The 23102-nt window shown below is 46.6% G+C and carries 18 protein-coding genes, 2 tRNA genes, 2 rRNA genes and 1 other RNA gene; 21 read left to right on the forward strand and 2 right to left on the reverse strand.

Annotated features, from left to right (window positions below; translation table 11 throughout):
• Positions 1-11: 11 nt before the first annotated feature.
• On the reverse strand, positions 12-2078 hold the full coding sequence (locus MHB37_RS00570) for a transglycosylase domain-containing protein (protein WP_076280417.1): 2067 nt from the start codon (positions 2076-2078) through the stop codon (positions 12-14).
• Between the two features lie 181 nt (positions 2079-2259).
• Between MHB37_RS00570 and MHB37_RS00575 the strand changes: the two genes are divergently transcribed.
• From MHB37_RS00575 to argS, 3 genes are all read left to right on the forward strand, one after another.
• Positions 2260-3444: a hypothetical protein gene (locus tag MHB37_RS00575; protein WP_405168842.1), complete on the forward strand. Its 1185-nt coding sequence runs from the start codon at positions 2260-2262 to the stop codon at positions 3442-3444.
• A gap of 626 nt (positions 3445-4070) precedes the next feature.
• A complete protein-coding gene (locus MHB37_RS00580) occupies positions 4071-4514 on the forward strand; it encodes a DUF1934 domain-containing protein (RefSeq protein ID WP_076130378.1) in 444 nt (147 codons plus the stop codon).
• Positions 4511-6196, forward strand: coding sequence for an arginine--tRNA ligase (gene argS / locus MHB37_RS00585; protein ID WP_036679944.1), 1686 nt, complete (start codon positions 4511-4513; stop codon positions 6194-6196). The genes MHB37_RS00580 and argS overlap by 4 nt, the downstream gene beginning before the upstream one ends.
• A gap of 128 nt (positions 6197-6324) precedes the next feature.
• Here the strand turns inward: argS and MHB37_RS00590 are convergent, their stop codons facing one another.
• Positions 6325-7491 carry a S8 family peptidase gene (locus MHB37_RS00590; protein WP_036679942.1) on the reverse strand — a complete coding sequence of 389 codons (1167 nt, stop codon included), beginning with the start codon at positions 7489-7491 and terminating at the stop codon, positions 6325-6327.
• Positions 7492-7951: 460 nt separating this feature from the next.
• On the opposite strand from MHB37_RS00590, the gene rpoE reads away from it, so the two are divergent.
• The 18 genes from rpoE (at position 7952) to MHB37_RS00680 (ending at position 23035) form a co-directional block, all read left to right on the forward strand.
• Complete coding sequence (rpoE, locus tag MHB37_RS00595) at positions 7952-8500, forward strand: DNA-directed RNA polymerase subunit delta (protein WP_036679939.1); 549 nt, start codon at positions 7952-7954, stop codon at positions 8498-8500.
• A 325-nt stretch (positions 8501-8825) separates the two neighbouring features.
• Positions 8826-10433, forward strand: a complete 1608-nt coding sequence (locus tag MHB37_RS00600) for a CTP synthase (protein WP_076130377.1) — start codon at positions 8826-8828, stop codon at positions 10431-10433.
• Between the two features lie 270 nt (positions 10434-10703).
• Positions 10704-11090, forward strand: coding sequence for a response regulator (locus MHB37_RS00605; RefSeq protein ID WP_036679935.1), 387 nt, complete (start codon positions 10704-10706; stop codon positions 11088-11090).
• A 207-nt stretch (positions 11091-11297) separates the two neighbouring features.
• On the forward strand, positions 11298-12152 hold the full coding sequence (fba, locus tag MHB37_RS00610) for a class II fructose-1,6-bisphosphate aldolase (protein ID WP_036679934.1): 855 nt from the start codon (positions 11298-11300) through the stop codon (positions 12150-12152).
• Positions 12153-12340: 188 nt separating this feature from the next.
• Positions 12341-13594 (forward strand): UDP-N-acetylglucosamine 1-carboxyvinyltransferase, encoded by a 1254-nt coding sequence (locus MHB37_RS00615; RefSeq protein WP_036679932.1) that lies wholly within the window; start codon positions 12341-12343, stop codon positions 13592-13594.
• A 164-nt stretch (positions 13595-13758) separates the two neighbouring features.
• Positions 13759-15111, forward strand: coding sequence for a transcription termination factor Rho (gene rho, locus MHB37_RS00620; protein WP_036679930.1), 1353 nt, complete (start codon positions 13759-13761; stop codon positions 15109-15111).
• 25 nt (positions 15112-15136) lie between these two features.
• Positions 15137-16414 carry a radical SAM protein gene (locus tag MHB37_RS00625; protein ID WP_038568079.1) on the forward strand — a complete coding sequence of 426 codons (1278 nt, stop codon included), beginning with the start codon at positions 15137-15139 and terminating at the stop codon, positions 16412-16414.
• A gap of 121 nt (positions 16415-16535) precedes the next feature.
• Positions 16536-16733 carry a 50S ribosomal protein L31 gene (rpmE, locus tag MHB37_RS00630; RefSeq protein WP_036679927.1) on the forward strand — a complete coding sequence of 66 codons (198 nt, stop codon included), beginning with the start codon at positions 16536-16538 and terminating at the stop codon, positions 16731-16733.
• 117 nt (positions 16734-16850) lie between these two features.
• Positions 16851-17119, forward strand: an RNA gene (ffs, locus tag MHB37_RS00635) — signal recognition particle sRNA large type.
• 137 nt (positions 17120-17256) lie between these two features.
• The gene (gene dnaX, locus MHB37_RS00640; RefSeq protein ID WP_076303416.1) at positions 17257-19026 is read left to right on the forward strand and encodes a DNA polymerase III subunit gamma/tau; all 1770 of its coding nucleotides are present in this window, start codon (positions 17257-17259) and stop codon (positions 19024-19026) included.
• A 47-nt stretch (positions 19027-19073) separates the two neighbouring features.
• Positions 19074-19385 carry a YbaB/EbfC family nucleoid-associated protein gene (locus MHB37_RS00645; RefSeq protein WP_036679924.1) on the forward strand — a complete coding sequence of 104 codons (312 nt, stop codon included), beginning with the start codon at positions 19074-19076 and terminating at the stop codon, positions 19383-19385.
• Positions 19386-19423: 38 nt separating this feature from the next.
• Complete coding sequence (gene recR, locus MHB37_RS00650) at positions 19424-20023, forward strand: recombination mediator RecR (protein ID WP_036679922.1); 600 nt, start codon at positions 19424-19426, stop codon at positions 20021-20023.
• Positions 20024-20160: 137 nt separating this feature from the next.
• Entirely contained in the window at positions 20161-20412 is a 252-nt protein-coding gene (locus MHB37_RS00655) for a DUF2508 family protein (protein WP_076187197.1), read from the forward strand.
• A gap of 42 nt (positions 20413-20454) precedes the next feature.
• Positions 20455-20712 carry a pro-sigmaK processing inhibitor BofA family protein gene (locus MHB37_RS00660; protein WP_370510561.1) on the forward strand — a complete coding sequence of 86 codons (258 nt, stop codon included), beginning with the start codon at positions 20455-20457 and terminating at the stop codon, positions 20710-20712.
• Between the two features lie 301 nt (positions 20713-21013).
• Positions 21014-22571: ribosomal RNA gene (locus MHB37_RS00665) — 16S ribosomal RNA — on the forward strand.
• A 124-nt stretch (positions 22572-22695) separates the two neighbouring features.
• Positions 22696-22812, forward strand: a 5S ribosomal RNA gene (gene rrf, locus MHB37_RS00670).
• 46 nt (positions 22813-22858) lie between these two features.
• Positions 22859-22935: transfer RNA gene (locus tag MHB37_RS00675), tRNA-Ile, on the forward strand.
• Between the two features lie 24 nt (positions 22936-22959).
• Positions 22960-23035 (forward strand) — tRNA-Ala (locus tag MHB37_RS00680).
• Positions 23036-23102 lie beyond the last annotated feature (67 nt).

The raw sequence follows: 23102 nt of genomic DNA on the forward strand, positions 1-23102 counted from the left end.
AAATGAAGAGGCTAATTCAACCACCAGCGTTTAATGTTCTTCCATAGGGAACGATTCTCTTCAGCAGGATCTACCTTGCTTTGTGTGTCATCGACAGCAGGAGCGGCCCCAGTTCCATGCAATTCGCAGTATTCGGTGGGCTCAGTTCCACTAATAAAGGTTTCCAGTTCTTTGTCGGGACATGCTGCTGTAGCAAGTTTACCGGATTGCGGATTGACGTATACGCTGACCACTCCATCTGGAATGGGGAATATTTTTGGAGGGACATTTTCAAGCGCTTTTTCAGTAAATTGGGCGAAAATGGGAGCTGCACGCCGTCCGTCGGTAGTTGCGATGTCGCGCCCCTTGTCGTATCCAACCCAGACTGCCGTGGATAGCTCCGGGGTGAAACCTACCATCCAGCCATCTGTATCCGTAGTACCAGTCTTGCCGGCTACCGGACGTTTGATTATGGAAGCCACACGATTGCCCGTCCCCCCAGTCTCGAATACCCCCTCCATTAAACGAGTCAGTACATAGGCAGCTGAAGGTTCTACGACGGTTACTCCTTTGGGTTGAGGTGCTTCATACAGGACTATGCCATTTGAATCGGTTATTTTTAGAATGGCTGTGGTCGGCATTTTCTGACCGCTGTTTCCAATTACAGCAAAAGCCGCAGCCATTTCAAGCGGACTGATCGGTGAAGTGCCTAGTGCCAGCGAAGGTACGCTTTGAAGTGGACTGTCAATGCCCATTTTCGCAGCCATTTCGCTCACTTTATCCGCGCCGATCTTCATAATTGTATTAACAGCATAGATATTGTCCGATGCTGCGATAGCTTGCCGCATATTAATTTCACCCAGATACTTATCCCCAAAGTTTCGGGGCTGATACGTTTTGCGGTTGTTATCATAATGAAACATCGTTGGCTGACTATTGAAGACCGAAAGTCCTGTCATCTCTTTGGAAGAGAGTGCGGCCAAATACATAATCGGCTTAAAGGAAGAACCCGGCTGGCGTGTGGTGGCCAAAGCATGATTGTACTGGTTGGTACGATAATTTTTTCCGCCGACCATTGCTTTGATGTAACCGGTGCGAGGATCGATGGATACAAGCGCAGTCTCCAGATCACTAGTTTGATCCATCTCTGTGTCAACGGCATTTTCTGCGGCATGCTGCATGTCAGGGTCAAGGGTGGTATAGACATTTAGTCCGCCTTGCTCCAGCTCATCATTACTGATGTGGAGCGATTCTATAGCCAAATTGCGGATATAATCCCGGAAATAAGGCGCAGCTACAAGCGTATCCTTTTGTCCTTGCGGCTTGAAGTTTAAGTTCTCTTGGACAGCTTGTCCGGCTTCTTCCTGAGTGATATTACCTAAATTCGCCATGACGGTCAGGATGATTCTCTGGCGCTTTTTAGCATTGTCCATGTGGTTGTATGGTGAATAATAGGTAGGTCCCTTTGGAATTCCAGCCAGCATGGTACTCTCTGCCAGGTCTAAATTAGCTGCAGATTTACCAAAATACATCCGTGAGGCTGCTTCAATGCCGTAAGCACCGTGGCCATAATAGATATTATTTAAATACATGTTCAGGATTTCATCTTTGCTGTATTTCATCTCCAGCTGCATCGTATAGACAGCTTCTTTAGCCTTGCGCGTCCACGTTTTTTCATGGGATAGGTAGAGGTTACGTGCGAGCTGTTGAGTTAGCGTACTAGCACCCTGCGACCGGTTCCCCTCTTCCAGATTGACAAGAACAGCTCGTGCCATCCCTTTCAGATCAAATCCGGAATGCTCATAAAATTTACGATCCTCGACTGCTAGTGTAGCTTCAATGAGCAGGGGAGAAATTTGACTTAATTTGACGGGTTCACGGCTGCGGCCGTCTGAGGTAAAGGTGGCAAGAACATTGCCCCGGGAGTCAAACAGCTTGGAGCGCACATCATCGCTAATCGGTGGAAGATCTTTTTGATATAGATAACCGAGCAGAGCTCCGGTGGTTAATACAAATAATATGATCAAGGCTGCCAGCAGCCGAAATAAACGCCGGAAGCGGCTTTTTCGTTTCGGTGGATTCGTTGATTCGCGTGTCATGGCACCAGACTCCTTTCTTTCATATTATGGGGAAGGATCTGGAAGGATATTCATTAGGGATATGGAGGGTAACAAATTGTTTCTATTTTGTGATTGTTTAAGGTAGATAGGGTATCCTCTCTGGCGGTATAACAGAGTAGAGATTGTGAGTAAGGGTATATACATATTAGGAGGTGTCATCATGAAATGGACGAAAAGGATTCATAAGACGACAATAACCGCCCTCTCGGCGACGCTTATTATGGTTTCGGGCTGGAGTGCACCTGTAACTTCTGTACATGCTGCGGCTGCACCAGCACCAGTGACTTGCGGCACGGGAGATCACGGCTTGCTACAGGCCCTGCAAAACAAGCATTCAGGCGATGTATCCACACCGCTTAGCTTTTCTGATGTTCAGTTTTTGAATGGGAATACCGGACGGGCAGCAGGTAATGGATTTATGATTGGTACCTCTGACGGAGGTTGCCATTTTCAAGAGATCTATCAAGGCCAATGGAGCTTCAAACAATTCGATTTTCCCGATAATGTACATGGCTTTGCTCTTGCTTCTGTAGAGGAGGGGCAGGCTCAATATTTAATTGGTACCTCTAACGGTGGCTCGGAGTGGAAGAGACTTTCGAACAATGCCGTCAGCTTTGAAAGAATGAATTTTATCGATAGTAAGAAAGGTTTTGCTTATGAGAGAGCCGCCACGTTTTACACCAAAGACGGGGGGCTGAGCTGGAGTAAAATTTCCACCCCACCCAATACACGAGGCGCTTATTTTAGTGACCGGAATACCGGCTGGGCGGTTGTAATCGTGCCGGGAAGCGGATATCGGGTAATGAAGACCACAGATGGAGGGGGAACTTGGAGCCTTTCACTGAAGGCGGCTTTTGCCGAGCCCGAGTTTGGACAAATCTCCGCTAAGGGAGATCAGGTCGCTGTAGTGCTCTATGGCGGTACGGGGATGAGTCAGACCTCTTACTCGCTGTATGAAAGTGCGAACAGGGGGAAAAGTTGGAATCGTGTGATCGCTCAGGAAACTGCCGGCGGCGGACCTGCACCAGGCAGTGGCAAGGCTGAATTCAATAAAGGGCCAGCCGCTGGCAAACCCGGGAACCTGCAGCTTGTGGGAAACAGCACATCTTTTTTAGTGGGATTTTCTCCAGCAGCAGAGAAAGTGGCAGTTGGACGCTCTTATAACGGCGGTAAGCAATGGACTAATCTTCCGGAGCTCGCTGGTTATGACGGGGTAATCTCCTTCACTAGTAATAAAGAGGGCTGGCTCGCCATCCGTGAGCTTGATTACTCTTCCTTGTATGTGACCAAAGACGGCGGAGCTTCATGGGAACGCAGGTTTTCTTTAAAAGTGATGACCCAATAATTCTCTTCAATAAAAAAATATAAGGGTCCGAAGTATTGTAAACATCGCAAATAGACAGCAGAGCAGCGATTCTCCGGATACTTGGAGAATCGCTGCTCTGTATTTTTTATCCTTGGTTGCTTGCTTGAATAGTACCCTTATCAGTGGCCTTATCAGATCCCTCATCCTCGGAGGGGTACGGACCCAGTTGACGTTATTTGCAAATTTTCGGCCTTTGGGATAGGGTTTCGGACTCCAGTAACACTATTGCCTAGAAAGAGGTTCAAATGGGTTGCTTTTTATGCCAATAGCGACTAAGGGGTCCGTTATCACACCGAATATGGAATCATACTGCGTTTCAGGTCATCTATGTCCGATAGGTGCTTGGTAGGTGCAAATATAATCGAAGTAAATGATATACATAGAGAATGGACGTTCAAAGTGTGCTTTTAATCATCAATATGGTAATATTTTATGTGCTTATGAAGATATGCTTGATTCTGTATTGAAATGCTTCTTTGAACTGGATTATAGTGTACAATGGGAAAGCGAAATAGGCCTTTGATTAATATAAAAATGTTTAAGCTTTGCCATTAGACGTTTTTCTTATGCAGAATGCAGAGGCTTGCAGAATGGAGGAACGTGTGATGCCTGAAATACAGTCTGACAAATATGATGTCTCTATTACGCTCGTGAGCCTTCAAGATGGGCAGCGAAATGTTATGGAAGCGAATGGAGAAGTAACATCCAAGGGACCGCATCTATATATTCAATATGAAGAATTAGAGCAGGGTCCTCGCGGAGAGGAAGTTTCTGTTCGTACAACGATAAAGATTGCAGGCAATCAACTGAAGCTAATCCGCCATGGCGGGATTCAGTCGGAGCAGAGCTTTGAAGCTGGACGGCGTCTGCCAGGATTCTACCGCTCGCGATATACGCAGTTCAATCTTTCTACGGAAACGAACAAGCTGGAAGTTGTGCGCGAAGGGCGTTCTTTAACGGTTGCCTGGGAATATGATTTGTACGTTTACGAGGAATTGACAGGAAAGTTCGCTATTAGTTTGCATATACAGGAGGAACCGAAATTATGACACATAGTAAGAATCCGTTAGAGCTTGTAAATGAACGGGTAAAAGAAGCCATCGCCGATGCGATTGTGAATGCTGGGCTGGTTGCACCGGAAGAGGTTCCGGATATTGTACTTGAAGTACCAAGAGATAAGGCGCATGGTGATTTGGCTACGAACGCTGCTATGCAGCTGACCAAAATTGCTAAACGTAATCCACGCCAGATTGCTGAAGCTATTATTGAGCATTTGGATACGAGCCGAGCTTCTATTGAGAAAGCGGAGATTGCAGGACCAGGCTTTATTAACTTTACCCTGTCTAAGAATTACTTGTACCCAATCATCAGCCTTGTTGCTGAGCAGGGGGATGACTATGGCCGTATTAATCTGGGTCAAGGTCAGAAGGTTGAAATGGAGTTCGTCAGTGCCAATCCAACGGGTAGCCTACATTTAGGGCATGCTCGTGGTGCTGCTGTCGGTGATGCGCTGTGTAATGTGCTTGATTATGCAGGTTACGAGGTGACCCGGGAATATTATATTAATGATGCCGGTAACCAAGTGGCTAATCTGTGTAAATCCATTGAAACCAGATACCTGCAGGAGCTGGGTCAAGAGGCAGAAATGCCGGAAGATGGTTACCATGGTGAGGATATTAAGGGTTTTGCGAAGGAGCTTGTGGCAGAAAAGGGCGATACCTTGCTCGAGATGAGCCCTAGTGAGCGCGCTGCTTTTTTCCGGACCTATGGACTTAATAAAGAGTTGGATAAAATTAAACGTGATCTAGGTCTTTTCCGTGTAAACTTCGATATCTGGTTCAGTGAAACCTCGCTGTATGAGAACGGAGAAGTACTGCGCTCGCTGGACGAGCTCCGTGATCGTGGAGAAGTGTATGAGCAAGATGGGGCAACCTGGCTGCAAACGACAAAATACGGGGATGATAAAGACCGTGTCTTGATCAAAAATGATGGCACATATACCTACCTTACCCCGGATATTGCTTATCACAGCGATAAGTATGGCCGCGGTTACGATAAAATGATTAACATTTGGGGCGCTGATCACCATGGTTATATTCCGCGGATGAAGGCGGCAATGTCAGCCCTTGGCAATGATCCTGAGAAGCTAGTGGTTCTGATTGCTCAGATGGTCAGCCTGTTCCAGAATGGTGAAAAGGTCAAAATGTCCAAACGTACCGGCAAAGCGGTTACGATGGAAGATTTGATGGAGGAAGTAGGAATCGATGCGATTCGTTATTTCTTCACCATGCGCAGCATGGATTCTCATCTTGATTTCGATATGGATTTGGCGATCTCTACTTCTAATGAAAATCCTGTATTCTATGTTCAATATGCGCATGCGCGTATTTGCAGTATTTTCCGTCAGGCAGAGGAGCAAGGGATTTCTATCCCTGATTACGCGGAAATTGACTTCTCCAAGCTGACAGCAGTGCATGAATATGACCTGCTGCGCAAAATTGGTGAGCTCCCGGCAGAAATCGCTGTTGCGGCTGAAGGTTATGCTCCACATCGCCTCATCCGTTATGTATATGAGCTGGCTGCGATGTTCCACAGTTATTACAAAGCTGAACGTGTAATTACTGAGGATGCTGCTCAAACCGTGGCGCGTCTTGCACTGCTGGGCGCAACACGTACTACTATTGCCAATGTACTGCGTCTTGTCGGAGTTTCTGCACCGGATCGCATGTAAATCAACAGCAAACGACAAAAAATCCGCCTTCCGGTTTCCTGGGGGGCGGATTTTTCTTTGCTGCCGTTCTTCGTACCGGCATCAGCTGCGCTAACGTCAGAGTGACCCACCCGGTGCCCGGGCGGGGTCTACACGTTCGCGGAGACCGAACGCTTCGCCCTTACTCCTGCTCTCAGCAGGCGTAGGGCATCGGCAGAGCCGCCGCCTAGGGATGCGCGGCGCTGCCCCTTACGCAGCCGCACCGGGGACGCGGTGCGGCGCAAGAGCAGCTTCAGCTCCCTTGGCGTGAGGCCCGGTCGCAGTGCGAGCAGCAGTGCGGCGGCTCCCGTGACATGCGAGGTCGCCATGGAGGTGCCGCTCATTTCTTTGTAGCCCTCCTTCAGCCAGCAGGAGGGCACGCCTTCGCCGGGCGCGTATACATCGATATATGAACCGCGATTGCTGAAGCCGGCAACCCGGTGTCTTTTATCGATGGCGCCCACGGCTATCGTCTCGGGATAACGTGCGGGATAGTCCCCGCCACGTTTGCCGTCATTCCCAGAGGAGGCAATGACGGCGATTCCGGCCCGATACGCTTTTATAACCACATTGTGGAGCGCCTTGCTTCTAGTCTTCATTCCAAAGCTCATATTAATGACGTCGATTCGGTTCTGCACACACCAATCAATACCTAGCACAATATCGGATACATAGGCTGATCCACTATGATCAAAAGCCTTGACTGGATATAGCAGCGCTCGCGGCGCCACTCCCATCATTCCGCGATTCCCCCCTGCTGCCGCTAAGGTTCCGGCGATATGAGTTCCGTGCCCATTATCATCCAGCGGCAGCATTCCGCGGTGTAGTAGGTTGACTCCAGTGGCTAATGAATGCTTCAGATCGGGATGACGGTAATCCGCTCCGGTGTCAATGACGCCGATTTTGACGTGAACTCCGGTTGATTTAGACCATGCCTGAGGAGCATGAATCGCTTTCACCCCCCATGGGAGCGCTGCGATTCCACTTTTTTCGTTAGCTATGGAATGGATTTGGATTTGCAGATCGTCTTCGACATTTAGAAGGTCTGCAAATCGGTTCATCAGCTTTCCGGCGGCAGCGGGCACGAAGAAGGCCCGAATCAGCGGAGATACCTGTACTTGCCGCAGCTCGGGCTGCTTTGCTTTTAGAGCCTTCCATTGGGAGAAAGCTCCGGCATACTGGCGGGGATCGTTGAAGGTAAGAATACGCCGCTCACCATTTTTGGGGGCAACCGATATTTCTTCAAGAAGCATGTTCCAAAATTTGTAATAGTCCATAGGTTTCGCTGTCCCTCCTCGGTGCCCTGCTGCCATATTGTATGAGCGGAGGGAGGGGTCCGAATGGGAACTTGCCCTTTTTTAAGGAAATGGGCTGCCCAGCGTGTCAAAAGACGGCGCTTTACATAAAATAAACAGAAGAGATTAAAACTCTCTTTGTAACATCCCGTAAGGAGCCGATCCTTGGCGTGGATACAGTCATGCGCGGAGGTCTTCCTCCGCCTTTTTAAATCCCATTTCTAAAAACTTTGGGTGCGGCGAACCTTGCTACAATTACATATCAACTCTTCTTGATGAAGACAGGTTTCCTGTATGGATAATAAGCAGGAGGCTTTTTCTGTTGGACGGTTCTTGCATTTGACTTGCATTTTGTTGTTAAATAGGTTTTACTTAGTTTTGTTAATGGATATTATTGAAATAAACCGTAATGTGAACAATGCGTGAGAGGAAGTGTCCTTTAGTGAGTACGCCACTCAATTTAAAGCTAGACCCTGAGAAAGTTAAAGAAATGCCAATGGTGGATCTTGCCTTTCTGGTGCTTAAAGCAGCCAATACACCGTATTATTACCGTGATCTGATGGTCGAGGTAGCCAAGTTACGCGGCATGACCGATCAAGAAAGCCAAGATACTATTGCCCAGTTATATACCGAGATTAACATTGACGGGCGTTTTGCCTGTGTCGGAACCAACCTTTGGGGACTGAAACGCTGGTATCCTCTTGAGCGCTCCGATGATCCGGTTGGTAACACTAAACGGGTGCGCATCATCAACGATGAAGACGATGATTTGGAAGATGACGATTTTGCTGATGAAGAAGAAAACTACACAGCTGAAGAAGAGGATTTCGACGCTATCGATGAAGATCGCGACGACCTCTATTCTGACGACGACAGCGAAGAAGAAGTCGACGAAGATGTCGTGATCGATGAAGATGACATAGACGAAGACGATACGGACGAAGACGATGCAGAAGATGGCGACGATGAAGATTCCGAGGATGACAAGTAAGATCAATAATCAGAAGAGTCTTGTCTGTGGCATAATTCCTCCCTTGACAGTGGGGGATCGTCAGAGTAAACTATTGCATGGGCTTATCATGTAAGTTAATAAACGTGTTTTCTAAAATAAAAAGTGCCCCGGTTCTACGGGTGTCACTTTTTTGTTTTTTTAGATGCAAAGTAGCTGTAGATTAATGGGATTTGAGGGATGACGGTTTATGTTTTCCCCGGTGAATTAAACTTTTGATTTCCCCTGTTTTGATGATAGTAAAACGGGTTACGATAAACACCATGTGCCGCTTTTATGTTTGGACTTTATTTAGGAGGGTTTTACAGTGACAAAGTATATTTTTGTAACGGGTGGCGTTGTGTCTTCCCTGGGTAAAGGCATTACCGCCGCTTCGCTGGGCAGGCTGCTCAAGAACAGAGGTCTAAAGGTAACGATTCAGAAATTTGATCCGTATCTTAACGTAGACCCTGGAACAATGAGCCCTTACCAGCACGGAGAAGTCTTCGTAACGGATGACGGTGCAGAGACTGACCTTGACCTTGGGCACTATGAACGGTTTATTGATATCAATCTGTCGAAGAACAGCAATGTGACGACAGGTAAGATCTATTCATCCGTAATCAGCAAGGAACGTCGTGGAGAGTACTTGGGTGGAACTGTACAAGTTATCCCGCATATTACGAATGAGATCAAAGAACGCGTGTTCCGCGCGGGCCGCGAGACCAACTCTGATGTTGTTATCACAGAGATCGGCGGTACTGTAGGGGATATTGAAAGTCTTCCGTTCCTGGAAGCGATTCGTCAAATCAAGAGTGATATTGGCCGGGAAAATGTGATGTATATCCACGTAACCTTGATTCCTTATATCAAGGCTGCTGGAGAAGTGAAGACGAAGCCGACACAGCATAGCGTTAAAGAGCTGCGCAGTATCGGTATTCAACCGAATGTCATCGTGTGCCGTACGGAATATGAGCTTTCCGCAGATATGAAAGCCAAAATCGCACTCTTTTGCGATATTGATGCTAATGCTGTTGTGGAATGCCGCGATGCTTCGACGTTATATGAAGTTCCATTGAACCTTCGTGATGAAGGATTGGACGAGATTGTTGTTAATCATTTGAAGCTTACAACACCTGCGCCAGATATGCGCGAATGGGAAAGTATGCTTAGCCGGATTCAGAAATTAGAGAAGACAGTAGAAATCGCAATTGTAGGTAAGTACGTAGCACTGCATGACGCTTATTTGAGCGTTGTTGAATCACTTTCACACGCAGGTTTTGCTGCGAATGCAGAGGTTAAGATCCGCTGGGTGAATGCAGAGGAAATTACGGATGAGAACGTGGACGAAATGCTGCGTGGTATTGGCGGTATTCTTGTTCCTGGTGGTTTCGGTGATCGGGGAATCGAAGGTAAAATCTCCGCTATTCGTTATGCCCGTGAGCAATTGATACCTTTCTTTGGCATTTGCCTTGGAATGCAGGTTTCTGTAATTGAATATGGCCGTTCTGTTCTTGGACTACAAGGTGCAAACAGCTCCGAAATCGATCCAAATACACAATATCCATTGATTGATTTGCTTCCTGAGCAAAAAGATATTGAAGATATGGGCGGCACTATGCGTCTTGGGTTGTATCCTTGTAAGATTATTCCGGACTCTCTGGCAATGTCTTGCTATGATGATGAACTGGTATATGAGCGTCACCGTCACCGGTATGAGTTCAACAATGCTTACCGTGACGAAATTGAAAAAGCAGGACTGGTTATCTCCGGAACTTCTCCGGATGGCCGTCTAGTAGAGATCGTAGAGCTTCCAGAGCATCCGTGGTTCCTCTCGGTTCAATTCCACCCGGAATTCACTTCACGTCCGAACCGCCCGCAACCGCTATTCCGTGAATTTGTCAAAGCCTCTTTGACGCATTCCGAGCAGCAATAATTTATACACAGACAGAAAGAACCCTCGGTTCTTAAATAGTCGAAGAGAGCCTTCATCCGAAGGCTCTCTTTTTGTATTACCCTTTAATAGAAATATTGTAACTGACATTTATTTCATTTTAGACTCTTTATTTACCCATTTTATCCAATTAGCAGGATTTGGACAGTAAAGCACGAATAATAGGTTTCGTATGGAGTAGTTTCTAAAGGGGCCGGTCGCTGTGGAGAGCGCGGTATAGTCAATCTGCCTTAATTTCTGGGAGGGTATCGTATGGAAAAGAAGAAAGTATTAATTGTCGATGATCAGAATGGGATCCGGATTCTTCTTATGGAAGTGTTCAATAGTGAGGGATATACAACATTTCAAGCGGCTAACGGAAAATTGGCATTAGACATTGTTCGCAGCGAGTCACCCGATTTGGTCTTACTCGATATGAAAATACCGGGAATGGATGGACTCGAGATTCTGAAGCATCTAAAGGAGATCAATCCGTCCATTAAGGTCATTATGATGACGGCCTATGGTGAACTGGACATGATTAAGGAGGCGACCAAGCTAGGGGCGTTAATGCATTTTACAAAGCCGTTCGACATAGACGAAATGCGCGTAGCGGTAAACATGCATCTTCATAACAAGTCTGTGGATCAATGCAGTTAGAACGGTGATTTCTGTATCGGTCCTATTTCGCGTGGTGACTCCGAAGAGGATGAGTGTAATTGTTATATGGGCTGGATAAAAATCGTCCCACCGGGACATTTTTTTGTTTACCCTATTTAGTATTTGACACAGGATGTGCTATAATAAGCCTGTATGTGATGTCGGTTTAAAAACATAGCCAACCAACATTCTTAGGAGGATGAAACCATGCCATTAGTATCTATGACAGACATGTTGAACAAAGCACTTGAAGGAAAATATGCAGTAGGTCAGTACAACATTAACAACTTGGAGTGGACTCAAGCTATTCTTGGTGCCGCTGAACAAGAAAAATCACCAGTAATCCTTGGTGTATCTGAAGGCGCAGCACGCCACATGGGCGGCTTCACTACTGTTGTTAAAATGGTTGAAGGTCTAATTATTGACATGAATATCACTGTTCCTGTAGCTATCCACCTTGACCATGGATCTAGCTTTGATAAATGTAAAGCAGCAATTGATGCTGGATTTACATCCGTAATGATCGACGGTTCCCATCACCCAATCGATGAGAACATCGATATGACTAAAAAAGTCGTTGAATATGCTCACGCTAAAGGCGTTTCTGTAGAAGCTGAAGTAGGTACTGTTGGTGGACAAGAAGACGACGTTATCGGCGGCATCATGTATGCTAAGCTTGATGAGTGCGTACGTATTGTGAAAGAAACAGGTATCGACACCCTGGCTCCTGCACTTGGTTCCGTTCATGGACCTTACCATGGCGAGCCTAACCTCGGATTCAAAGAAATGGAAGAAATCCGTGACGCTACTAACATCCCAATGGTTCTTCATGGTGGTACAGGTATTCCTGAACATGACATCAAGAAAGCCATCTCCCTGGGTACTTCCAAAATCAACGTGAACACTGAGAACCAAATCGTGTTCGCAAAAGTGGTTCGCGAAGTTCTAGCTGCTAAACCTGATGCTTACGATCCACGTACATTCATCGCACCAGGCCGTGATGCAATCAAAGAAACCGTTATTGGTAAAATTCGCGAATTTGGATCCAACAACAAAGCCTAATCATTGTAGCTTCCGCCTCAGGTGGACAAGCAATTTGTTAAAGGATAGGGCTATTACTCTGTCCAGTTGAATAGTTTGATGAGGAAAGCACACCGCTTAGCCGGTGTCTTTCCATTTTCATCACTAAAAGTCCACAGCACGTATTGCCCACCCAGCTGCAATACACGTAGGGGGAAATTGATAAATCTATGGAAAAATTAATGATTGGCGGTGGACGTCCGCTAGAGGGCGTTGTAACCATCAGTGGAGCAAAGAATAGTGCCATCGCGCTTATTCCTGCGGCAATTTTGGCCGAATCTGAAGTTGTTCTGGATAATTTACCGTCCCTTAGTGATGTAGCCGTTTACTCCGAAATCTTGCAAGAGCTTGGCGCTAATGTATCCTGGTCAGGCAATCAGATGAGAATTGACCCTTCACGTATTGTATCTATTCCAATGCCCAATGGGCCGGTTAAGAAACTTAGAGCTTCGTATTATATGATGGGAGCTCTGCTTGGAAGATTCAAAGAAGCGACAATAGGTCTTCCTGGTGGCTGTAATTTTGAACCTCGTCCAATTGATCAACATATCAAGGGATTCGAGGCTTTGGGAGCAACAGTTACCAACGAACATGGTTCTATCCACTTATATGCAAAAGAGCTACGCGGTGCGAAGATTTATCTGGACGTATCAAGCGTAGGTGCCACTATAAACATCATGCTGGCGGCTTCACGAGCCAAAGGCTCTACAATTATTGAAAATGCGGCTAAAGAGCCTGAGATTATAGATGTAGCTACCCTATTGAACTCTATGGGCGCTGTTATTAAAGGCGCTGGTACAGAAACCATCCGGATCGAAGGGGTCTCGGAAATGCACGGTTGCCGTCATTCCATTATTCCCGATCGGATTCAAGCAGGAACTTATATGATTGCCGCTGCGGCTACGCGCGGTAATGTGTTGATAGATAATGTTATTCCTAAGCACTTGGAAGCCTTAACAGCCAAGCTTTTAGAGATGGGCGTGGATATTGAAGAACTTGATGAAAGTATCCGAGTTATAGGTAGAGCTAATTATGAACATGCAGATGTTAAAGCACTGACCTATCCTGGATTTCCTACAGATTTACAATCTCCTATGACAAGTATGCTGACACAGGCAGAAGGGGTTAGTGTGCTTAGCGATTTCGTCTACAGCAACCGCTTCAAGCATGTGCCAGAGTTGGTAAGAATGGGCGCAAAGATTCGTGTTGAAGGCCGATCTGCAATTATTGAGGGCAGTAAACTTAATGCTGCTAAAGTAAAGGCAGCTGATCTGCGTGCGGGTGCAGCCCTTGTCATTGCCGGGTTAACAGTAGAAGATGGTATTACTGAAGTGACCGGCGTAGAGTATATTGATCGTGGTTATGATAATTTAGTGAGCAACCTTCGGCAACTTGGTGCTCATGTTTGGCGTGAGAATGAATAATATTAGGATATCCCGCTTGGAAGGAGTATTAATTTGCGGCCAAACCGCATATTTCCTTCCATTTGGGGTAATACTAACCTAATGAGCATTTTAATAGAATCATATTTTTGCCTAGTAGATAGACTAGGAAGAACTCATTTAAAAATTGAATAGGTGGTTATTACATGGATCTTCAAATTTCCGATCTGGAAGAAATGAAGCTGACCGAGTTATATAAGCTGGCCAAGAAATACCAGATTCCTTATTACGGACAGCTGAAGAAACGGGAACTGATCTTTGCGATCCTTCGGGCACAGGCAGAGCAGAGCGGTCTCATGTTTATGGAAGGCGTACTAGAAATTTTGCCTGAGGGCTATGGATTTCTTAGGCCGATTAACTATTTGCCCAGTGCTGAAGATATTTACATCTCAGCTTCACAAATTCGTAAGTTTGATCTCAGAAGCGGAGATCTTGTGTCTGGTAAATGTCGGACACCAAAAGAAAATGAACGATATTTTGGCCTGCTTCAAGTCAATGCCGTTAATGGCGAGAACCCTGCTAGTGCAGCGGAGCGTCTTCATTTTCCAGCATTAACACCACTTTATCCGCAAGACAAGCTACCGCTTGAAACATCCCCTACTCATTTGTCTACCCGAATAATGGATTTGCTCGCTCCTGTAGGTTTGGGGCAGCGGGGTTTGATTGTCGCACCTCCAAAAGCAGGAAAAACGCTCCTCTTAAAAGAAATTGCCAATAGTATTTCCACTAATAATCCTGAGATTGAGCTCTTTGTATTGCTGATTGATGAACGTCCTGAAGAAGTGACCGATATGCAGCGTTCTGTAAAAGGCGAAGTGGTTGCATCGACGTTTGATGAGCTTCCAGAGAATCATATTAAAGTGGCTGAGCTTGTGTTGCAAAGGGCACTTCGTTTAGTTGAGCACAAGAAGGATGTAGTTATTCTTTTGGATAGCATTACGCGTCTGGCGCGTGCTTATAATCTGGTGGTTCCACCATCTGGACGTACACTTAGCGGGGGGATTGACCCGGCGGCTTTTCACCGGCCGAAGCGGTTTTTTGGTTCTGCACGGAATGTGGAAGAAGGCGGCTCATTAACTATTTTGGCAACAGCATTAATAGATACTGGCTCGCGTATGGATGATATTATATATGAAGAATTTAAGGGTACCGGTAATATGGAGCTTCATTTGGACCGCAAATTGGCGGAACGCCGGATATTCCCAGCTATCGATATTCGTCGTTCAGGTACACGTCGCGAAGAAGTGCTCTTGAGCAAAGAAGAACTGGATACGATTTGGGCGATTCGCAAAAATATGAACGAGTCCTACGATTTTGTGGAGGGATTCATCAAAAAGCTGCGTGATACGAAGACTAATGCTGAGTTCTTGGCATCCTTTGACGTTGCTGGGGCAAAAACAACACCAAACGGGACTGCAAGTAACGGGGGTACCTCCAACAGCGGTACAGCTGCTCGTCGTACCACGCGGGCGAAGACACCTTCAGTACCTACAACTTGAGAATTGATAATAAGAGGAGACTAACATGTATTTGGTATATGCCGACGGGCAAGGAAACGTATATGATCATCCCGAACTGTACGGGCTAGCCCGTAGTGGGGATATGATTGTTGAAATGCTGGAGGAAGAATTAATTCCATTACCAGAAGGTGCTACGCTCGTGGGCTTGCCTAGTACACGTGCTGTGGGTATGAATCCTGAGACGGGTGAAATGATGTCTTTGCCGGAAGGTTCGCAGGCTGTCGGGGCGCTGCTGCCGCAAGGCTACACTCGTCTATGTCTTCCTGGTTATGTGAAGACAGATAAGTCTTATAAGCTTCCTCTGTTTGGGTATTCGGCTGTAGTGTGGAAGGATGGCGGGTTCTATGTTGCGGCAGACCCTACCGATAATCCAGAGAAATGGAATCCACTTAATTGTGACAAAGAAGATCTTGAAGTCAGTGTTGGTGAGATGACAGCCAAATATCCTGATAACCGCCTCTATGAGCATCTTTCTAACTGTGCGCTTGGCTATGAATGCCTGACTTCCTCCAATACCTTTTTAGGGCGTTGGGAGGGCGGTGTACCCGTCTCTTATTCATGTAATGCTGGATGTTTTGGCTGTATTTCTGAGCAACCTGATGATAGCGGCTTTGTATCTCCGCAGACTCGGATGAATTTCCGGCCTACGGTCAACGAAATTTCACAAGTTATGTTGGAGCATTTAAAGACGCCTGAATCGATTATCAGCTTTGGACAAGGCTGTGAAGGGGAACCTTCCACGCAGGCAAAACTTATTATAGAAGCTATTCGTGAAGTGCGCTCGATTACTGATATGGGCTATATCAATATCAACACCAATGCGGGATTAAGTGATCATATGCGAGGAATCGTTGATGCTGGGCTCGATTTGATGCGTGTCAGCACAATCAGTGCCCTTGATGACCATTATAATGCTTATTACAAACCACGCGGTTATACATTGGCCAATGTAGAGAAATCTTTGAAATACGCTGCTTCGCAGGGCGTTTACACATCGATCAATTATCTGATCTTCCCTGGAGTGACTGATCGCGAAGAAGAGATTGAAGCTATGCTGGAGTTTGTAAGACGTACTGATCTGAAGCTTATTCAGATGCGCAATCTAAACATTGACCCGGAGAGTTATTTAGAGTTGATTCCTCCTGCCCAGGGTGAAATCCTTGGGATGAAGACGATGCTTGATATTTTCCGCGATGAACTGCCGGATGTAGTTATAGGCTCTTATACACATGTGCCACCAGCAGATATGGCGCGGGCTAAGCGGCGGGGAATCAATATTTAAGCAGCTAAAATGTAAAAATGAAACATATTGCCCAATTTGATATTTCGTGCTAAAATACCACAGTGTAATCATATAACTCTGGGTCCGCATGAGGCTTAGGGCATGAGAGGTGAAATTCAAAATGCAAGAAGCAATTCAACCAAAGTATAATGTAACTAAGGTAACCTGCGCATGTGGCAACACTTTCGAAGCTGGCTCTGTTAAACAAGAGCTTCGTGTCGAAATTTGCTCCAACTGCCATCCGTTCTTCACTGGCAAGCAGAAGTTCTTGGATGCCGGCGGTCGCGTTGATAAATTTAAGAAGAAATATGGTATCTAATTTGAACAGTCGCTTTGCGGCTTAACGGTTAGATTGAGCCCCCAGCTGTATAGCTGAGGGGCTCATTTTATGTCTTGGAGTTGATTTTTGTCCGAGCGTGAGCTATACTTATCTTCGCCGTGCTAGACGGGGAGGTAGCGGTGCCCTGTAACTCGCAATCCGCTGTAGCGAGGTTGAATTCCTGTTAGAGGTGCTATCGATGTGAGGCCTTGGTTCCTACGGGCTGTGTTGACAGTTGGGTCCTCCGCAATGAGTGCTTATGAACCTGGTCAGGTCCGGAAGGAAGCAGCCATAAGTAAGATTACTCTTGTGCCGGAGGGTGGCCTAACTCGAGCAGTCATGTAGGGTTGCCGCTTGGATCGTAGCCATCAATAACAGGTGCACGGTTTATAATTCTGTTTATCATAGCATCTTTGCCACAAGCAAAGATGCTTTTTGTTTTTGGTCAATAGCCGATGAATATAGTATAATAAATTTGCGACAAATGCCGGGAAAGCGGCAGCTTAAGAGAGGGTAATGCATAGTGGAACATATCGCGCTGTACCGTGCTTGGCGGCCGCAGTCGTTTCAAGACATGGTTGGACAACAGCACATTATCCAAACGCTGCAGAACGCAATTCGTGAACAGCGGGTTTCGCATGCCTATCTGTTCAGCGGTCCGCGGGGAACTGGTAAGACAAGTGCTGCTAAAGTCTTAGCTAAAGCGGTTAACTGTGAACGTGGGCCAGGTCCGGAACCTTGTAACGAATGTCCATCCTGCCTGCGAATCGCTGCGGGTAATGTAATGGATGTGCAGGAAATAGATGCGGCATCAAACCGGGGCGTAGAGGAGATTCGTGATCTGCGTGAGAAGGTGAAGTATGCACCTACCGAGGTGCGCCGTAAAGTGTATATCATTGATGAAGTGCATATGCTGACGACAGAAGCTTTTAATGCTCTATTAAAGACTTTGGAGGAACCGCCGTCACATGCGATGTTTATTCTTGCGACAACGGAACCTCACAAATTGCCGGCGACAATAATTTCCCGTTGTCAGCGTTTTGACTTCCGTAGAGTGGCGTTAGAAGAACAGACCGCCCATCTGACTGCTATTTGTGAGAAGGAAGGGATTACAGCGGATAACAACGCATTGCAGTATATTGCCCGTCTATCTGATGGTGGTATGCGTGATGCATTGAGCTTGCTGGATCAGATTTCATCCTTTACAGATGGTAATGTTACGTACGAGCAAGTGTTAGGAATGACAGGGGGAATTCCCTCCGAGCAATTTGCACGTCTTGCCACTGCCATATTAGAAGGTGATATGGGTCTTCTTCTGGAGCTCGTTGAGCAGCTTATGCATGAAGGTAAAAGTGCAGATAAATGCCTAGAGAATCTCATGTATTATTTCCGTGATTTATTGATGATTAAGATGGTACCCGAGGCCGATCAATTAACAGAGCGGGTGCTGAATCCTGCTGAATTTAAAGATATGGCCACCGCATTTTCTCGGGAGCGTCTATTTCAGATTGTAGATACAATCAATAAATACCTAGGTGAAATGAAATACGCAACACATCCTCAGACACTGTTTGAAGTGGCGCTGATGAAGCTTTGCAGCTTGCAGCAAGAGGTAAGTCAGAGCGCCGCATTTGCTCCGTTAGGTGAAAAAAATGCCGGAGTAAGCGCGAATCATTCGAGCGTTGACTCTGGTGAACTGGATCTTCTCAAAAGACAGATCGCAGCACTGGAGAAGAAGCTGGAACAGGCAATGCAATCCGGTGGTATTTCCGGAGGAGGGCGTGATGGTGCTCCTGCACCGAAATCGCACGCGGTTCCAACACCGCGGGTTTCTTCAGCCTCCAAAATGCCTCCTAACGTAGATAAGTTTATTGCTGGTAAGGATAGTCCCGATTTTGCAGCTATCTATAAACAGTGGAGCCTTGTTCTGCAGGGAGTAAAAGAGGAAAAGGTAACGGTTCATGCATGGTTTGTAGACGGTGAGCCAGTATCGATTATGGAGGATGCGGTGCTTGTTGCATTCAAGAACACGATTCACCGCGATACTACTGAGAAGCCGGCAAACAGACAGGTTATTGAGAGTGTGCTTGCAGCGCGTCTAGGCAAACCTTATAGACTTGTAACCATGATGCTTCGTGACTGGAATGAAGCTGCCCAGAAGTCTGTGGGACAGACTGGCAAAGAAGAACTGCAATTGGAGCATGAACACGATACTGCAGAAGCTAAACCTGAACCTTGGATTGATGAGGCTATCCAGCTTTTTGGAGAAGATCTTGTTGTCATAAAAGAGTAATATAAACATACTAGCGCTAATTGCGCATTCCAAAGGAGAGACGATGTATGAATAATATGAACCAAATGATGAAGCAAGTTAAGAAAATGCAGGAGCAAATGCTTAAAGCTCAAGAGGAACTCGGAGGCAAGGTTATTGAGGGTTCATCAGGTGGCGGCGTAGTTACTGTTCAAGTAAACGGCCACAAAAAATTGCTGTCTATTCAAATTAAACCGGAAGCCGTTGATCCGGAAGATGTTGAAATGCTGCAAGATCTTGTAATCACTGCTGTAAATGATGCATTGACTCAAGCTGAAGAGCTTGCTAACAATGACATGGGTAAATTCACTGGTGGAATGAAGATCCCAGGCTTGTTCTAATAGCCCACTCCACTTCAGTCTAAAGGAGAATTATTAATTTGTATTATCCCGAACCGCTAGCTAAGCTGATCGATGCTTTTACGCGTTTGCCCGGGATTGGACCGAAGACAGCCGCCCGGTTAGCTTTTCATGTGCTTAACATGAAAGAGGATGAAGTCATTGATTTTGCAAAAGCGCTAGTAAGCGTCAAACGCAATCTTCACTATTGCTCGGTCTGCTGTAATATTACGGATACGGACCCATGTAAGATATGTCAGGACAAAACTAGAGATCCTTCAGTGATATGTGTGATTCAAGACTCTAAGGATTTGGTGGCTATAGAACGAACCAAGGAGTTTAATGGATATTACCATGTTCTTCAGGGTGCTATTTCACCTATGGAAGGTATCGGCCCTGATGATATTCGCCTGAAAGAATTATTGACCCGTCTGAGTGATGAGAGAGTAAGTGAGCTTATAATGGCGACTAACCCCAACATTGAGGGAGAAGCAACGGCGATGTACATTTCTCGTCTTGTTCGGCCGTTTGAGATTAAAATCACCAGGATAGCTCATGGCTTGCCTGTAGGTGGCGATCTTGAATACGCTGATGAAGTTACTTTGTCCAAAGCATTGGAAGGCCGTCGCGAGCTATTCTAGCAGCTCTATAGTGGTATTTTTCAAAAAGGAAGCCCTCGGGTTTCCTTTTTTTTGTTCTAAGTTTGTCCCTATCCCGATATGAATGAGAATAACGAGATGTGTATTTTGCATCAAAATTATTCTGAGGAGGAATTGAAATGGGATGGTGGAGAGAACTGTGGTGGGGAGTGGATAAGGAACAAGGCGAAAAGGAAAGTGAGGGATGGGAAACCCTCTTAGAGGTCCGTAAGGCGCATTCAGAGTGGGAGAGGGCGTACTTGATGTTCGACGAGGCGTTGGGACAGGATCAGATAGATTACGCGATATATATTTTGGAGGCTGCAGAACGTAAATATCAGATACATCTCAAACATGCAAAAAGCTTGGGGTTGAACAGCAGTCAAATATAAGGGCTTATAAATAAATGTATAAGGGGGATCTACATGCTTAGAATGATAGCTATGGGCGTATTGATATTATCCGTTATCCTATTAGGTTTAGTTGTATTTAGAAAAAAGCTGGGTTTTGGGTGGCTAAGTTTATTTGGGGTTCATTTGGTATTGGCTGCACTCGGGATATATGTAGTGAACTTCTCAGGTTTGCTCACGCAGGTGTATATCCCTTTGAACCCTGCAACTATAGGCGCAGTAACGGTTCTTGGGCTTCCTGGCGTGGTGATGTTACTCGGATTAAGAATAATTTTATTTTAATGCTTGACGTGGCTTTGAAAAATATGATACATTAAGTCTCGCCCGTTTGGACAAGCTGTTGATTAACAACTTGCTGAAATGGTCAAGCAAAAAAAGAAATTAAAAAAATGCTTGACGAAAACAAAGGCGCTGTGATATATTATAAAGGTCGCTGCTGACAAGCAACGACGACGAAAGATGAGACATTGATCTTTGAAAACTGAACAACGAGTGAGTGGGAAATCACGTAAGTGAAATCCAAATTAGAGAATTAATTTTCTCGTCAGATGTTTCAAAATGAGCATATCGCTCTTTTCAATACTAATTGGAGAGTTTGATCCTGGCTCAGGACGAACGCTGGCGGCGTGCCTAATACATGCAAGTCGAGCGGAGCTATTTTGAAAGCTTGCTTTCAAAATGACTTAGCGGCGAACGGGTGAGTAACACGTAGGCAACCTGCCCTTCAGACTGGGATAACTACCGGAAACGGTAGCTAATACCGGATAATTTCTTTTTTCTCCTGAGAGAAGAATGAAAGACGGAGCAATCTGTCACTGAGGGATGGGCCTGCGGCGCATTAGCTAGTTGGTGGGGTAACGGCCCACCAAGGCGACGATGCGTAGCCGACCTGAGAGGGTGAACGGCCACACTGGGACTGAGACACGGCCCAGACTCCTACGGGAGGCAGCAGTAGGGAATCTTCCGCAATGGGCGAAAGCCTGACGGAGCAACGCCGCGTGAGTGATGAAGGTTTTCGGATCGTAAAGCTCTGTTGCCAGGGAAGAACGTCCGGTAGAGTAACTGCTATCGGAGTGACGGTACCTGAGAAGAAAGCCCCGGCTAACTACGTGCCAGCAGCCGCGGTAATACGTAGGGGGCAAGCGTTGTCCGGAATTATTGGGCGTAAAGCGCGCGCAGGCGGCTATTTAAGTCTGGTGTTTAAACCTTGGGCTCAACCTGAGGTCGCACTGGAAACTGGGTGGCTTGAGTACAGAAGAGGAAAGTGGAATTCCACGTGTAGCGGTGAAATGCGTAGATATGTGGAGGAACACCAGTGGCGAAGGCGACTTTCTGGGCTGTAACTGACGCTGAGGCGCGAAAGCGTGGGGAGCAAACAGGATTAGATACCCTGGTAGTCCACGCCGTAAACGATGAGTGCTAGGTGTTAGGGGTTTCGATACCCTTGGTGCCGAAGTTAACACAGTAAGCACTCCGCCTGGGGAGTACGGTCGCAAGACTGAAACTCAAAGGAATTGACGGGGACCCGCACAAGCAGTGGAGTATGTGGTTTAATTCGAAGCAACGCGAAGAACCTTACCAGGTCTTGACATCCCTCTGAATCTGCTAGAGATAGCAGCGGCCTTCGGGACAGAGGAGACAGGTGGTGCATGGTTGTCGTCAGCTCGTGTCGTGAGATGTTGGGTTAAGTCCCGCAACGAGCGCAACCCTTAACTTTAGTTGCCAGCAGGTAATGCTGGGCACTCTAGAGTGACTGCCGGTGACAAACCGGAGGAAGGTGGGGATGACGTCAAATCATCATGCCCCTTATGACCTGGGCTACACACGTACTACAATGGCCGGTACAACGGGAAGCGAAGCCGCGAGGTGGAGCCAATCCCATCAAAGCCGGTCTCAGTTCGGATTGCAGGCTGCAACTCGCCTGCATGAAGTCGGAATTGCTAGTAATCGCGGATCAGCATGCCGCGGTGAATACGTTCCCGGGTCTTGTACACACCGCCCGTCACACCACGAGAGTTTACAACACCCGAAGTCGGTGGGGTAACCCGCAAGGGAGCCAGCCGCCGAAGGTGGGGTAGATGATTGGGGTGAAGTCGTAACAAGGTAGCCGTATCGGAAGGTGCGGCTGGATCACCTCCTTTCTATGGAGAATCGTTCTCTGCAATGAGAACATTCAAATCGGAAGTTTAACTTCCACAATAGAACCCTCGGGTTCGAACACTCACTCGTGTTCAGTTTTGAAAGAGCAAGTCTCTTTCGTATGCGTTTGGTGGCGATAGCGGAGGGGTTCCACACGTACCCATCCCGAACACGACCGTTAAGCCCTCCAGCGCCGATGGTACTTGGACCGAAGGGTCCTGGGAGAGTAGGACGTTGCCAAGCGGACAACCAATTCATTGGTTGATTCACAATGTTATATATGTTATATGGGCTTTTAGCTCAGTTGGTTAGAGCGCACCTCTGATAAGGGTGAGGTCGGTGGTTCGAGTCCACCAAGGCCCACCATATAACATTATAGAGTAATTTTATGGGGCCATAGCTCAGCTGGGAGAGCGCCTGCCTTGCAAGCAGGAGGTCAGCGGTTCGATCCCGCTTGGCTCCACCATAAATTTTAAATGAATACCTTTTTCAACTTGATCCTTGAAAACTGGATACCGAAACGAATTTGCGTT

This window comes from Paenibacillus sp. FSL H3-0286 (genome assembly GCF_045040705.1).
Classification (GTDB): domain Bacteria; phylum Bacillota; class Bacilli; order Paenibacillales; family Paenibacillaceae; genus Paenibacillus_AQ; species Paenibacillus_AQ odorifer.